We start from the raw sequence: 13,434 nt of genomic DNA, 5'->3' as shown, positions 1-13,434 counted from the left end.
TCCGCTTCGCCTCTGCAAAAAGACATACAAAAAGGGAACCCGCCAATCGGCGGGTTCCCTTTTTTGCTCTGTTCTTTGCCATTTAATTGAGTTTTAGTCGTCCCAATCCTGCTCCCACTTGAGGAAGCTGCCGGTGACGGCGTCGATCTCAAAGTCATACTCGGTGCGTCCGTCCCGGAGCTCTCCCTCGTAGATGGCCCGGCCGTCGTCATAGTCGAACTCCAGCTTGACGAGGGTGGCGTTGGGGGCTTTGGCCTGGGCCAGCTGCTGGGCCTTCTCCTTGGAGATATAGTCGCCGCTCTGGGAGGCGGAGGGGATGGAGTAATTTTCGATGTCGTAGTCATAGCTGAGGATGGAGCCGGTGGCGGCGTCGATCTCGTAGTCATACTCCTTGCTGCCGGAGTAGAAGTCCACATCATAGACCTGGCGGCCATCGTCCCAGTCCAGCTTGGCCTGGACAAAGGACACCTTGCTGCTGGTCAGCCCCGCGTGGTTCAGGGCAATCTCCTTGGCCTTGGCCTCGCCGATGAGGTTGGTGGAGGTGCCAGTGGAAGGAATGGTGTAGTTCTCAATGTCGTGATCATACCCCACAATGGAGCCGGTGGACGCATCGATCTCATAGTCATATTCCGTGCTGCCGGAGTAGAACTCTACCTCATAGACCTGACGGCCGTTCTCCCAGTCCAGCTTGACCGGACGGAAGGAGGCTTTGCTGCTGGAGACATTGGCGTGGTTCAGGGCGATCTCCTTGGCCTTGGCTTCGCCGATGAGGGTGGAGGCGGTGTCCGCGTCATGGACGACCACGGTGCTGGTGGCGGCATCCCAGCTCACATCTACGTCCAGTAGCTGTCCCAGGGAGGACAGGGGCAGGTAGGTGGTACCGTTGTAGATGAGGGGAGAGACCAGGTTGCCGTTGGTATCCCGGACGTTGTAGGCGGTGCCGTTGACTTCCAGGGTAATGTCGGGACGGAAGGTGGCGACCACGTTCTGGGGCTGGCTGACTGCGGCGGCGCCGACTACCATGCATCCGGTGAGGGCCAGGGCGGCGGCGATGTAAGACTTCTTCATAAATGATTCCTCTCTTTCTTCATTAGGCTGTTTTGTTTGCCGTTCTGACTGTACAATGCGGGAGGACTGGGTTTTATTGCACCCTTCCAAAAATTTTTTTAAAATATTTTTTCTCTCCCTGTTTCGCCCACCGGAAGAGGGCACAGTTTACATAACAGTATTCAAAACTAGCTTTTACACTACTATAACTATAACAGAGACCATTACCATTTCTATTTCCGTAACAGTAACCGTTACCATCTCCCTTCGGTGTACGAAAACATGCAACAAAGCACACATGGCCGCCAGAGGTAAGGAGGGAGTTTTATGGAAAATCAAAAAAACAGTTTCTTACTTTACCTGGACAATTATCCGGTTTTAATGACCCTGCCTCCGGAGCAGCGGGGGTGGCTGCTCACGGCGCTTTACGTCTATGCCCAGAGGCTGAGCCGGGAGGAGCAGGCGGACATGACCCAGATCATGGAGGAATTTCCCCAGATGACGGAGCAGACCCAGGTTGCCTTCGGCTTTATGGCGGGGAACATCTGCCGGGACACCCAAAAGTGGCTGGCCCAGCGCCGCTCCAGGCTGGAGCGAAAAGGCCAGTGGCCCCAGTCCCAATCTTCCGCGGCGCCTCAGCGCCCTGGCGGAGACTGGAGCCGGGAGCGGGAGGATATGGAGCGGATCCGGCGGCTGATGGAGCAGGGCCGGGACACGCTGCCCCCGTCCAAATGGCTCAGGGGAGGCACGGCACAAGAAACCGTTTGACAGAAACGTTTTTTTCCTGTATTATGGTCGGGCAAGCAGGCTGGACAGCCGCGCCGGTGGGGCGAAAGGCCCATTGGTGAGGAAAGTCCGGGCTCCACAGGGCAAGGATAACGGGTAACACCCGCCGGGGGCGACCCTAGGAAAAGTGCAACAGAAATAGACTACCGGCCTTCGGGCCGGAAAAGGTGGAAAGGTGAGGTAAGAGCTCACCCGATGGCTGGGAACAGCCCATCGCTGTAAACTCTATCCGGAGCAACGCCGTGGAGGGACAATAGGCTGGCCCGGCCGTCCCAGGGAGGCGGCTTGAGCGCGTCGGCAACGGCGCGTCGAGATAGATGGCTGTCTTAAAAGACAGAACCCGGCTTACAGGCCTGCTTGCATTTACTTCAAAAAATGGCCCGGCCATTTTTTGAGGGAGCTGCACAAAAATCCCCCCTCGATTTCTTTGAAATGGTCGGGGGTATTTTTGCGAGAAGTGTTTTTGGGGTCGGCAAAGCCGCCCCAAAAACGGATTAGACTTTCTTTCACCGCCTGCGGGCGGCGAAACTCCTTGCAGGAGGGCTTTTTGCCGCTGCATATTATCGGCGCCCGGCCGCTCGTTGTTTCCTTGCCCCGGTCAGAGGACCGGGGCTTTTTTACGCCTGCAGAAGACAAAATTTTTCCATGCCCCATTGTAGACGGGCTTGAAATGTGATAAAATATTTGACCAGTGTATACAATGTGATAGGTATGCCCATGTGTTGTAAACGAGGTGTTTCGAAATGAAAATATTGGTTTTGGCCGGTGGACTGAGCCCGGAACGCAACGTCTCTCTGTCCTCCGGGGCCCTCATCGCCCAGGCCCTCCGGGACCTGGGCCACCAGGCAGCTCTGGTGGATCTGTTTTTCGGTCTGGACGGGATGGATGTGGCCGGGGAGGAGCTCTACCGCCAGCCAATTCCCGAAAAGCTGCGTCACATCAGCCCCCAGGCTCCGGATCTGGGAGAGATCCGGGCCCAGCGGAAAACCGGCGGCCGGTCAGCCATCGGCCCTGGGGTGCTGGAGCTGTGTGCCGGGGCGGACATCGTATTCCTGGCCCTCCACGGCTCTTGCGGCGAGGACGGGCGCATTCAGGCCACCCTGGACCTGTTGGGCGTGCCCTACACCGGCTCGGGGTATCTGGGCTCAGCCATGGCTATGGATAAGGACCTTACCAAGCGCCTGGTGGCCGGTGAGGTCATGACCCCCCGGTGGGAGACGGTCACCGTCACCCAGGAGAACATTCCCCAGCTGGTGGAGCGCACAGAGCTTCCCGTGGTGGTAAAGCCCATCGCCAGCGGCTCCTCCATCGGGGTGTATATCGCCAAAACCCAGCCGGAGCTGGAGCACGCCCTTCAGGAGAGCGTGAAGCTGGGGGGACGCACCGTGCTGGAGCAGTATGTCTCCGGCCGGGAGATCCAGGTGGCCCTGTTGGAGGACCGGGCCCTGCCTTCCATCGAGATCATCCCCAAAGAGGGCTTTTATGACTATGAGAACAAGTACCAGCCCGGCGCCGCCCAGGAGGTCTGTCCCGCTCAGATCCCCCAGGAGTGGGAGACGCGCCTGCGGGAGGCGGCCTTGCAGGTGTTCCATATTCTGGGCCTGGGGGTCTATTCCCGTGCGGATTTCATCGTCACCCAGGACGGGACCCCTTATTTCCTGGAAATCAATACCCTGCCCGGCATGACCCCCACCAGCCTGGTGCCCCAGGAGGCGGCGGCGGTGGGCATTGACTATCCCGCCTTGTGCCAGCGGATCATTGACGCCTCCCTGGAGGAGCGGAAGGAGAGCCTGTAATCGTGGAGACTATTACCTTAGGACAGCTGCTTCAGGCGGTAGACGGGCAGCTTTTGGGGGAGTTTGACAAGAACACCCCTATTTTCCATGTGGACACCGACAGCCGGGACATCCATCCCGGCTCCCTGTTCATCCCCCTGGCCGGGGAGCGCTTTGACGGCCACGCCTATATCAACGCCGCCCTGGAGTCCGGGGCGGCGGGGTGCCTCACCCAGCGGGAACGGGAGAGCTACCAGCCGGGAAAATTCTATGTAAAGGTGTCCTCCACCCAGCGGGCCCTGCGGGATCTGGCCGCCTGGTATAAAGAGCAGTTCCAGATCCCCTTTGTGGCCGTCACCGGCAGCGTGGGCAAGACCACGGCCAAGGATATGCTGGCCGCGGTGCTGGGGGTCAAATATAAGGTCCTGAAAACCGAGGGGAACTTCAACAACAACATCGGCCTGCCCCTGACCCTCCTGCGCCTGGACAGCAGCCACCAGGTGGGCGTGGTGGAGATGGGCATGGATAAATTTGGAGAGATCGACTACCTGGGCGGCATTGTCAAGCCCGAGGTGGGGGTCATCACCAACATCGGCGATGCCCACATTGAGCGCCTGGGCAGCCGGGAAAACATCTTCAAGGCCAAGTGCGAGCTGCTGCCCCACATCAAGCCCGACGGCCTGCTGGTCCTCAACGGAGACGACCCCATGCTCGCCACCCTCCGGGGCCACGCCCCGGTGCAGACCGTGTTCTGCGGCCAGGGGGAGGGGATGGAGTACCGGGCCCAGATCACCGGGGGCGACGGGGTGAGCCACATCCACTGCCGCCTGACCACCCCCCATATGGACCGGGAGGTGTGCATCCCCGCCCTGGGGGAGCACATGGTCTATCCCACCCTCATTGCCGCGGCGGTGGCCGAGCGCTTTGGCCTCACCGCCGACGAGATCGAGCAGGGCATCCGCCAGTTTGTCCCCACCCGCATGCGCATGAATATTCTGCGCCGGGGGAATGGGATCATCATTTTGGACGACACCTATAACGCCAATCCCCAGTCCATGCGGGCGGCCATCAGCGTTTTGTCCGACAGCCAGAGCAGCTATAAGATCGCCGTACTGGGTGATATGCTGGAGCTGGGGCCATTCTCTCCCGCCCTTCACGCGGAGGTCGGGGAGTACCTGGGCCAGGCGGGCATCCAGTGCCTGGTGGCTGTGGGCGAGCAGTCGGCGGCGATGGCCCAGGGGGCACGGGACGCCGGGGTGCCCCAGGTCCTCTATTGCCAGGACAAGGGGGAGGCCATGGAGCGCCTGCCTATGCTGCTGCGGGGGGACTGCACCATTTTGGTGAAAGCCTCCCGTGGAATGAAGATGGAGGACATTACCGCCTTTTTGGTGAAGCAGACACCGGAGCACTGAGCAACAAGCAACAAAAGAGGAACGCTATGATTGACATTTCCGTATCCGGCCTGGTCAAGGAGTTTGAGGTCGGCAGCAAAATACTGGACGGACTCACCTTTCAGGTGGACACCGGCGAACGGGTGGGATTGCTGGGCCCCAACGGCTGCGGCAAGACCACCCTGCTGCGCATCCTCACGGGCGTGGTGGACTATGACGAGGGCGAGGTGATGATCGCTCCGGGCAAGCGCCTGGGCCTCATCTCCCAGATCCCCGTCTATCCCCAGGGCTACACTGTGGAGGACGTGATCGACACCGCCTTTGCCCCCCTGCACAAGATGGAGGAGGAGATGGCCGCTCTGGCCGGACGCATGGCCGACGGGGAGAGCGACCCCGCCATTCTGTCCCGGTATGACAAGCTCACCGCCGCCTTCCAGGCCGGGGGCGGCTATGAGACGGACACCAACAAAAATAAGGTGTGCAACGGCCTGTCCATCCCCCAGGCCATGCGGGAGCAGCCCTTTGACAAGCTCTCCGGGGGTGAAAAGACACGGGTGAACCTGGCCCGGCTCATTCTGGAGGATACGGACATCCTCCTGCTGGACGAGCCCACCAACCACCTGGACCTGCGGGCCACCGAGTGGCTGGAGGAGTACCTGGAAAAATTCAAGGGGACGGTGCTTACCGTCTCCCACGACCGGTACTTCCTGGACAAGGTGGTGGACCGGGTCATCGAGATCCAAAACGGCAAGGCGGAGTTCTACTCCGGCAACTACAGCTTCTACGCCGTGGAAAAGGAGCGGCGCTACGAGGAGAAGCTCAAGCAGTATGAGAAGGAGCAGGCCAAGATCCAGCAATTGGAGAAGGCCGCCGAGCAGCTTCGCATTTGGGCCTACTCGGGCAACGACAAGACCTTCAAGCGGGCCCAGTCCATGGAAAAGCGCATTGAGAAAATGCGCTCCACCGACCGCCCCAAAAAGGAGCGGAAGATGGAGGTCCGCTTTGGCGAGCGGGAGTTCCGGGGGGACGAGGTGCTCACCATCAAAAACCTGAAAAAGTCCTTCGGAGAGCGCACCCTCTTTTCCGACGTGAATTTGGAGGTGGCGGGGGGCGAGCGCATCGCCCTGCTGGGGGACAACGGCACCGGCAAGTCCACCCTCATTAAAATCCTTATGGGGGAGGAGGAGCCCGACAGCGGAAAGCTCCGCCTGGGCCCCACGGTGAAGATCGGCTACCTGCCCCAGATCATCCACTTTGGCCACCCGGAGCGCAGCCTGGTGGACACCATGATCTACGACCTGGACTGCACCGCCCAGACCGCCCGGAACCGGCTGGCTTCCTTCAAGTTCCGGGGGGAGGACGTATTTAAGAGCGTGTCCACCCTGTCCGGCGGGGAGCAGAGCCGCCTGCGGCTGTGTATGCTCATGGACAGCCAAATTAACCTGCTGATCCTGGACGAGCCCACCAACCACCTGGACATCCAGAGCCGGGAGTGGATCGAGGAGGCGGTGGAGGAGTACGAGGGGAACCTGCTCTTTGTCTCCCACGACCGCTACTTCATCGACCGCTTTGCCACCCGGATCTGGATGCTGGAGGACGGGCACATCACCGACTTTAAGGGCACCTATCAGGAGTACCAGGCCGCCAAGGCGAAAAAAGCGGCTCCCGTCCCCCCTCCGGTGAAGGAGGAGCCCAAGAAGGAGAAGCCCAAGCGTCCAGGGGGCACCAAGACCCTGGAAAAGGAAGTGGCCGCCGCCGAGCGGGCGGTGGGCAAGGCGGAGGAGGAGATGTACGACCTCACCCTCCAGATGGAGGAGGCCGCCGCCGATTATTTGAAGCTCCAGGAGCTTTATGAGAAGAAGGAGGCCCTGGAGGAGGAGATCCTGAAGCTCTACGCCCGCTGGGAGGACCTGGCGGCTCAGCTGGAGGAGGCCAGAGGATGAGCAAACTCGAAGTGTACAGCTATAAGGGAAACCGTTTCCCCCGTTGGGCGAAGGCCCTGCTGGCCCTCGTGGGGGCTGGGGTCCTGTCCTTTGCCATTTTGCTGGGGCTGGTGCTCACCGGCTCCTACGACCATATCTCCGGCGATCCCCAGGTGATGATCATCCTGGGCTGTCAGGTGCGCGAGAACGGCCCCTCGGTATTGTTAAAAGACCGCCTGGATGAGGCCCTGGGTTATCTGGAGGAGCACCCGGACCTGACCGTGGTGGTCTCCGGGGGCCAGGGACCGGACGAGCCCACCACCGAGGCCCAGGCCATGGCCGACTACCTGGTGGAGCGCGGGGTGGAAGAGGAGAACATCCTTCTGGAGGGGGAGTCTCACAATACCACCCAGAATTTCCAGTATTCCAAGGAGCTTTTGAGCCAGGAAGACATCGACTGCTCCGACGGGGTACTGGTGGTGTCCAACGGCTTTCACCTGACCAGGGCCAGAATGCTGGCCCAGCGTGCGGGATTTGACAACGTCTCCACCCTGGCCGCCCCGGAGAGCCATCTGCCCTCCCGGCTCTATATGTACATACGGGAGCCGTTGGCCCTGGTGAAGTCCTTTGTCTTTGACCGGTAAATATTCCAACCCTTTGGAGGTCCCCTATGCTGGATAAGCTCAACGCAATCGAAGCAAAATACAGCCAAATCGAGGCCCGCCTGGCCGCGCCTGAGACCTACGATGACCCCGCTCTGGTGGCAAAGCTCAACAAGGAGCAGGCAGAGCTCCAAACCCTGGTAGAGACCTTCCGCACCTACCGGCGTACCCTGGAGCAGCGGGACCAGGCCCAGGAGCTGATGAGCGACCCGGAGATGAAGGAGCTGGCCCAGGAGGAGTACCAGCAGGCCCTGGAACAAATTCCTCAGCTGGAACGGGAGCTGCAGATCCTCCTGCTCCCAAAGGACCCCAACGACCATAAAAACGTCATCGTGGAGATCCGGGCCGGAGTAGGAGGGGAGGAGGCCGCCCTCTTTGCCCATTCCCTGTACCGCATGTACTCCATGTACGCCGAGTCGCGCCGGTGGCGCATTGAAATAGACTCGGTGAGCGAAACGGAGCTGGGCGGGATAAAGGAAATTTCCTTTACCATCGAGGGGGATGGAGCCTATTCCCGTCTGAAGTTTGAAAGCGGCGTGCACCGGGTCCAGCGGGTGCCGGAGACCGAGTCCGGCGGCCGGGTCCACACCTCCACCGCCACCGTGGCGGTGCTGCCGGAAATGGAGACGGCGGACGTGCAGCTAAACCCCGCCGACATCGAGATGCAGGTGTTCCGCTCCTCCGGGGCGGGGGGCCAGCACGTGAATAAAACCTCCTCCGCCGTGCGCCTCATTCACAAGCCCACAGGTACCGTGGTGGAGTGCCAGCAGGAGCGCAGCCAGTTCCAGAACCGGGACAAGGCCATGCGCCTTCTGGCCTCAAGGCTCTATGAGGCGGAGCAGGAGAAAATTTCCAGCGAGTATACAGCCCAGCGGCGAAGCCAGGTGGGCAGCGGCATGCGCAACGAGCGCATCCGCACCTATAACTTCCCCCAGGGCCGGGTCACCGATCACCGCATCGGCCTGACCCTTTATAAGATCGACAGCGTGATGGACGGGGACCTGGACGAGATCCTGGACGCCCTGGCCGCTGCCGACCAGGCGGAGAAATTGAAAGGAAGCGACTGAGCCGCAGCGAGCAGCGCGGATCAAACGATATTAATAGCGCAAAGGAGAATGTTCCATGGAACTCTACATTCATTATACCGCCCTCCCCGAGGGCAAGGAGCTGGGCGACGTGGTAGAGGAGCTCAACCAGGTGCTGGAGGACGGCGGCGCTGTCTGCGGCGGAGAAACCGGCCGCATTGACCTGGAGCTGGAGGACGAGCGCCACAATCCCAAGTACGCCCAGATCGCCGTGAAGGCCTACCTGCAGCAGGCGGGCTTTGCCAAGGACACCAAGGTGGAATTTGGCTGTATGGAGATCGGGCTTTACGAGTAAGAGGGCGTTTTTATGTATCAGAATGTGATTTTTGACCTGGACGGCACCCTCCTCAACACCATTGACGACCTGGCCGACGCGGCCAACTGGGTGTGTGGGAACCACGGCTGGCCCACCCACACGGTGGAGGAGTACAAGCAGTATGTGGGCAACGGCATGAAAAAGCTGGCCCAGCGCTTTGTCCCGGAGGACTGGCGTACCCCGGAGGGCCTGCAGCAGGTGCTGGAGGAGTTTATGCCTTACTACGATGCCCACAAGGAGGACAAAACCGCCCCCTATCCCGGCATTCCCGCCCTGCTCCCGGAACTGAAGGCGGCTGGGGTGAACATCGCCGTGCTGTCCAACAAGGCCCACTCCCTGGTGCCCTCCATTCTGGAGGGGTATTTCCCTGGAGTGTTCTCCCATGCCCAGGGGGCCTTGGACGGCCTGCCCACCAAGCCCGACCCCACCCTTCTGCACCGGCTGATGGAGGAGATGGGGGCCACAAAGGAGAATACCCTCTTTGTGGGGGACAGCAATGTGGATATCCAGACCGCCAAAAACGGCGGCCTCACCAGCTGCGGTGTCCTCTGGGGGTTCCGCAGCCGTGGGGAGCTGGAGCAGGAGGGAGCAAACTTCCTGGCAGAGAATACCCAGCAGTTAAAAGAAGTGATTTTAAGTGATGCGTAACGCAATTCTGACCACCCGGCGGCTCTTGCTCCGGGAGATGACCGATGAGGATTTCCCCGCCCTGTGCCGCATGCTCCAGGACCCGGAGGTCATGTATGCCTATGAGCACGCCTTTCCCGAGGAGGAGGCGTGGGAGTGGCTTCGCCGCCAGCAGGAGCGCTATGCACGGGATGGCATCGGCCTGTGGGCGGTGGTGGAACAAGCCACCGGGGAGATGGTGGGCCAGTGCGGCCTTACCTGGCAGGACTGCGGCCGGGAGGAGCCGGTGCTGGAGGTGGGCTATCTGCTGGAGAAAGCCGTCTGGCACAAGGGCTATGCCACCGAAGCTGCCCAGGCCTGCCGGGACTACGCCTTTGAGCAGCTGGGAGCGGAGGAGGTCTTTTCCATCATCCGGGACAACAACCTTCCCTCCCAGGCTGTGGCCCGCCGCAACGGCATGGAGGTCCGGGGCGTGTTTGTCAAGCACTACTACGGGGTCACTATGCCCCATTTGATTTTCTCGGTGAAAAAGGCCGGGAATTAGGAGTCTTTGTTGTGAAAACCAAGCTTTTGACCGAAACAGAACTGGCTGAGGCCGCCGTCCTCCTGCGGGAGGGGGGCCTGGTAGGCATCCCCACCGAGACCGTGTACGGCCTGGGGGCCAATGGCCTCAATGAGCAGGCGGTAAAGAACATCTTTGCCGCCAAGGGCCGCCCCCAAGATAACCCGCTCATCTTACATATCCCAGATGTGTCCTGGCTGGAGCGGTATTGCAAGGATATTCCCTTGACAGCCTATCAGCTGGCGGAAGCGTACTGGCCCGGCCCCATGACCATGATTCTCTACCACAAGGATATGGTGCCGGAGGCGGTCACCGCGGGACTGGACACCGTGGGCATGCGCTGCCCCGCCCACAAGCTGTGCCGGGACATCATTGCCGCCGCCGGAGTGCCGGTGGCCGCCCCCTCGGGGAACACCTCCGGCCGCCCCAGCCCCACCACCGCTCAGCACATGCTGGAGGACATGGACGGGAAGATCGAGGCCATCGTGGACGGAGGCCCCTGCTCCGTGGGGGTGGAGTCCACCATCATTGACTTGACCTGCAATCCGCCCCGTCTGCTGCGGCCCGGCGGGATTACCCTGGAGCAGCTCCGGGACGTGCTGGGGGAGGTGGACGTGGACCCGGCGGTCACCCGGCTGCTGGGGGCGGGGGAGAAGCCCAAAGCCCCCGGTATGAAGTACCGCCACTACGCGCCGAAAGCCCCGGTGACCGTGGTCACCGGCGACCCGAAGAAGAGCGCGGAGTATATTGCCGCCCACGCCCAGAGCGAGGACGGCATCATCTGCTTTGACGAGTTTTTGCCCCTGTTTACCGGACGCTCCTCCGCCCGGCCCGTGATGGACCTGGGCCCCGCCGGGGACAAGGAGGAGCAGGCAAGGCACATTTTTGACGCCCTGCGCTCCTTCGACCATACCAGCGTCCCCGCCATCTGGGCCCAGTGCCCGGACACCAGCGGCATCGGCCTGGCCATCGCCAACCGCCTGAATAAGGCGGCGGGGTTTCATATCATCGAGGTGTAGGCTATGAAAATCATCGGCATCACCGGCCCCACCGGGGCGGGGAAAACCACCGCCCTGCGTGAGGTGGAGGCCCTGGGGGGCGCAGTCATCGACTGCGACGCCGTGTACCATCAATTACTGGAAAGTGATCTTACTTTACAGAAAAGACTGGAAGCGGAGTTTGGTCCTCTCCGGGGAACGGACGGGGCCATCAACCGGAAGAAGCTGGGAAGTATGGTGTTCGGTGACCCTGAAAAGCTCCAGCGCCTCAACGCCATCGCCCAGCGGGCCACGGTGGAGCGGACAAAGGAGCTTCTGGAGGAACACCGCCGCTCCGGGCGGCCCCTGGCGGCGGTGGATGCCATCGCCCTGCTGGAGAGCGGCCTGGGAGAGCTGTGCCACGCCACCATTGCCGTGGTGGCGCCCCCGGAGGTCCGGGTGCGCCGGATCATGACCCGAGAGGGCATTTCCGAGGAATACGCCTGGGCGCGGGTGCGGGCCCAGAAGCCGGACCGCTATTTCACCGATGGCTGTGATATTGCCTTCGTCAACGACTGCCCCACCCAGGAGGCGTTTGCCTCCCAGGTACGGGCGGTACTACATAAGATCCTGGAAGAATAACATACTAAGTTTCAAAGGAGGTCTTTTTATGGACGAGTTTAAGGAACTGAGCCGGGGCGAGCAGCTTCGGAAGGCCCTGGTTTATGACCGGAAGAACGGCTATGACCGGCTGCTGGATGGGGAGTATGAGGCCATGGAGGCCTACTGCACCGGCTATAAGCAGTTTTTGGATGCGGGCAAGACCGAGCGGGAGTGTGTGGACCGCACCATCGCCCTGGCGGAAAACGCAGGCTTCCGGCCTCTGGTCCGGGGCCAGGAGCTGAAGGCCGGGGACAAGGTCTACCGGGTAAACCGGGGCAAGGCCATTATGCTGGCGGTCATCGGCAAGGAGAGCCTGAGCCAGGGCGCCCACATCGGTGCCGCCCACATCGATTCTCCCCGGCTGGACCTGAAGCAGAACCCCCTTTATGAGGCCGACGAGCTGGCCTTCCTGAAAACCCACTACTACGGCGGGCTCCGGAAGTACCAGTGGGTGACCATCCCCCTGGAGCTCCACGGCGTGGTGGCCCTGAAAAACGGCCAGGTGATCCGGGTGTCCATCGGCAACGGGGAGGGGGACCCCATCTTCACCATTGACGACCTGCTGCCCCACCTGGGGGTGGAGCAGTCCAAGAAGCCCCTGAGCGAGGCCATCCCCGCCGAGACCCTGAACATCCTGGTGGGCAGCCGCCCCCTCAGTGACGACGAGGGCAAGGACCGGGTGAAGCTCCACGCGCTGGAGCTTTTGAACCGCAAGTACGGCATCACCGAGGAGGACTTTATCTCCGCGGAGCTCTCCGCCGTCCCCGCCTTCAACGCCCGTGACATCGGCTTTGACCGCTCCCTCATCGGCTCCTATGGCCACGATGACCGGGTGTGCGCCTACGCCTGTCTGGCCGCCCTGCTCCAGGTGAAGGAGCCCCAGCACACCGCGGTGTGTATGCTGGCCGACAAGGAGGAGATCGGTTCCGAGGGCGTTACGGGCATGAAGTCGGCATCCTTTGATACCTTTATGGAGGACCTGTGTGAGAGCCAGGGGGTACCCCTGCGGGTGTGCTATGAGAATTCCTTCTGCCTGTCCGCCGATGTGACTGCCGCCTATGACCCCAACTTCCCCGACGTGTATGAGAAGCGCAACAGCGCCTTTGTGAACTACGGCATGGGCCTTTGCAAGTACACTGGAGCCCGCGGCAAGTCCGGGGCCTCCGATGCCTCCGCTGAGGTGGTGGCCCGCGCCCGCCGGGTGCTGGACGAGGCCAACGTGGTCTGGCAGATGGCCGAGCTGGGCAAGGTGGACGCCGGCGGCGGCGGCACCGTGGCCGTATTTATGGCCGAGCGTGACATCGACACCCTGGATGCCGGCGTGCCGGTGCTGAGCATGCACGCCCCCTATGAGACGGTGGGCAAGCTGGACTGCTATATGACCTTTAAGGGCATGAAAGCAATTTTTGAGTCAACCAAGTGATGTTATCACTTGGTTGAGGAGGATAGCACGAAAAATTCACCTCGATTTTTTCAAAATTGTCGGCAAATTTTTCGTGAGAAGTGTCATTTCCGACGCACATGTCGCCGGAAATGAAGGAAGGTTTTGGAAACCTTGGTTTCCAAACGGCGTTTTGCCCACTTTGCCGCTGTTGGCAAAGTGGGTCGCCGCCGGAGCGGC

General features: G+C 61.2%; 13 protein-coding genes and 1 other RNA gene. 13 read left to right on the top strand and 1 reads right to left on the bottom strand.

What is annotated here, in order from left to right:
• Positions 1–93: 93 nt before the first annotated feature.
• Positions 94–1,068, bottom strand: a complete 975-nt coding sequence (locus tag ACTQ3R_RS02880; RefSeq protein WP_441777896.1) for a PepSY domain-containing protein — start codon at positions 1,066–1,068, stop codon at positions 94–96.
• 306 nt (positions 1,069–1,374) lie between these two features.
• On the opposite strand from ACTQ3R_RS02880, the gene ACTQ3R_RS02875 reads away from it, so the two are divergent.
• The 13 genes from ACTQ3R_RS02875 (at position 1,375) to ACTQ3R_RS02815 (ending at position 13,236) form a co-directional block, all read left to right on the top strand.
• Positions 1,375–1,815 (top strand): DUF6291 domain-containing protein, encoded by a 441-nt coding sequence (locus ACTQ3R_RS02875; RefSeq protein ID WP_441777895.1) that lies wholly within the window; start codon positions 1,375–1,377, stop codon positions 1,813–1,815.
• A gap of 32 nt (positions 1,816–1,847) precedes the next feature.
• Positions 1,848–2,197, top strand: an RNA gene (gene rnpB, locus ACTQ3R_RS02870) — RNase P RNA component class A.
• A gap of 379 nt (positions 2,198–2,576) precedes the next feature.
• Complete coding sequence (locus tag ACTQ3R_RS02865) at positions 2,577–3,629, top strand: D-alanine--D-alanine ligase (protein WP_441777894.1); 1,053 nt, start codon at positions 2,577–2,579, stop codon at positions 3,627–3,629.
• A 2-nt stretch (positions 3,630–3,631) separates the two neighbouring features.
• A complete protein-coding gene (locus tag ACTQ3R_RS02860) occupies positions 3,632–5,020 on the top strand; it encodes a UDP-N-acetylmuramoyl-tripeptide--D-alanyl-D-alanine ligase (protein ID WP_441777893.1) in 1,389 nt (462 codons plus the stop codon).
• A 26-nt stretch (positions 5,021–5,046) separates the two neighbouring features.
• Entirely contained in the window at positions 5,047–6,942 is a 1,896-nt protein-coding gene (gene abc-f / locus ACTQ3R_RS02855) for a ribosomal protection-like ABC-F family protein (RefSeq protein ID WP_441777892.1), read from the top strand.
• Entirely contained in the window at positions 6,939–7,565 is a 627-nt protein-coding gene (locus ACTQ3R_RS02850) for a YdcF family protein (protein WP_441777891.1), read from the top strand. Before abc-f ends, ACTQ3R_RS02850 begins: the two co-directional genes overlap by 4 nt.
• A 26-nt stretch (positions 7,566–7,591) precedes the next feature.
• Positions 7,592–8,650, top strand: coding sequence for a peptide chain release factor 1 (prfA, locus tag ACTQ3R_RS02845; protein ID WP_441777890.1), 1,059 nt, complete (start codon positions 7,592–7,594; stop codon positions 8,648–8,650).
• Between the two features lie 55 nt (positions 8,651–8,705).
• The gene (locus ACTQ3R_RS02840; RefSeq protein ID WP_441777889.1) at positions 8,706–8,963 is read left to right on the top strand and encodes a hypothetical protein; all 258 of its coding nucleotides are present in this window, start codon (positions 8,706–8,708) and stop codon (positions 8,961–8,963) included.
• Between the two features lie 12 nt (positions 8,964–8,975).
• Complete coding sequence (locus ACTQ3R_RS02835; protein ID WP_441777888.1) at positions 8,976–9,632, top strand: HAD family hydrolase; 657 nt, start codon at positions 8,976–8,978, stop codon at positions 9,630–9,632.
• Positions 9,625–10,155 (top strand): GNAT family N-acetyltransferase, encoded by a 531-nt coding sequence (locus tag ACTQ3R_RS02830; RefSeq protein ID WP_441777887.1) that lies wholly within the window; start codon positions 9,625–9,627, stop codon positions 10,153–10,155. Before ACTQ3R_RS02835 ends, ACTQ3R_RS02830 begins: the two co-directional genes overlap by 8 nt.
• Positions 10,156–10,166: 11 nt before the next feature.
• A complete protein-coding gene (locus ACTQ3R_RS02825) occupies positions 10,167–11,192 on the top strand; it encodes an L-threonylcarbamoyladenylate synthase (RefSeq protein WP_441777886.1) in 1,026 nt (341 codons plus the stop codon).
• Positions 11,193–11,195: 3 nt separating this feature from the next.
• The gene (gene coaE, locus ACTQ3R_RS02820; RefSeq protein ID WP_441777885.1) at positions 11,196–11,792 is read left to right on the top strand and encodes a dephospho-CoA kinase; all 597 of its coding nucleotides are present in this window, start codon (positions 11,196–11,198) and stop codon (positions 11,790–11,792) included.
• Between the two features lie 28 nt (positions 11,793–11,820).
• Positions 11,821–13,236: an aminopeptidase gene (locus ACTQ3R_RS02815; protein WP_441777884.1), complete on the top strand. Its 1,416-nt coding sequence runs from the start codon at positions 11,821–11,823 to the stop codon at positions 13,234–13,236.
• Positions 13,237–13,434 lie beyond the last annotated feature (198 nt).

This window comes from Lawsonibacter sp. LCP25S3_E2 (genome assembly GCF_052117285.1).
In the GTDB taxonomy this organism is placed as follows: Bacteria; Bacillota; Clostridia; order Oscillospirales; family Oscillospiraceae; genus Lawsonibacter.
This window is presented reverse-complemented; position numbering and strand designations above follow the sequence as displayed.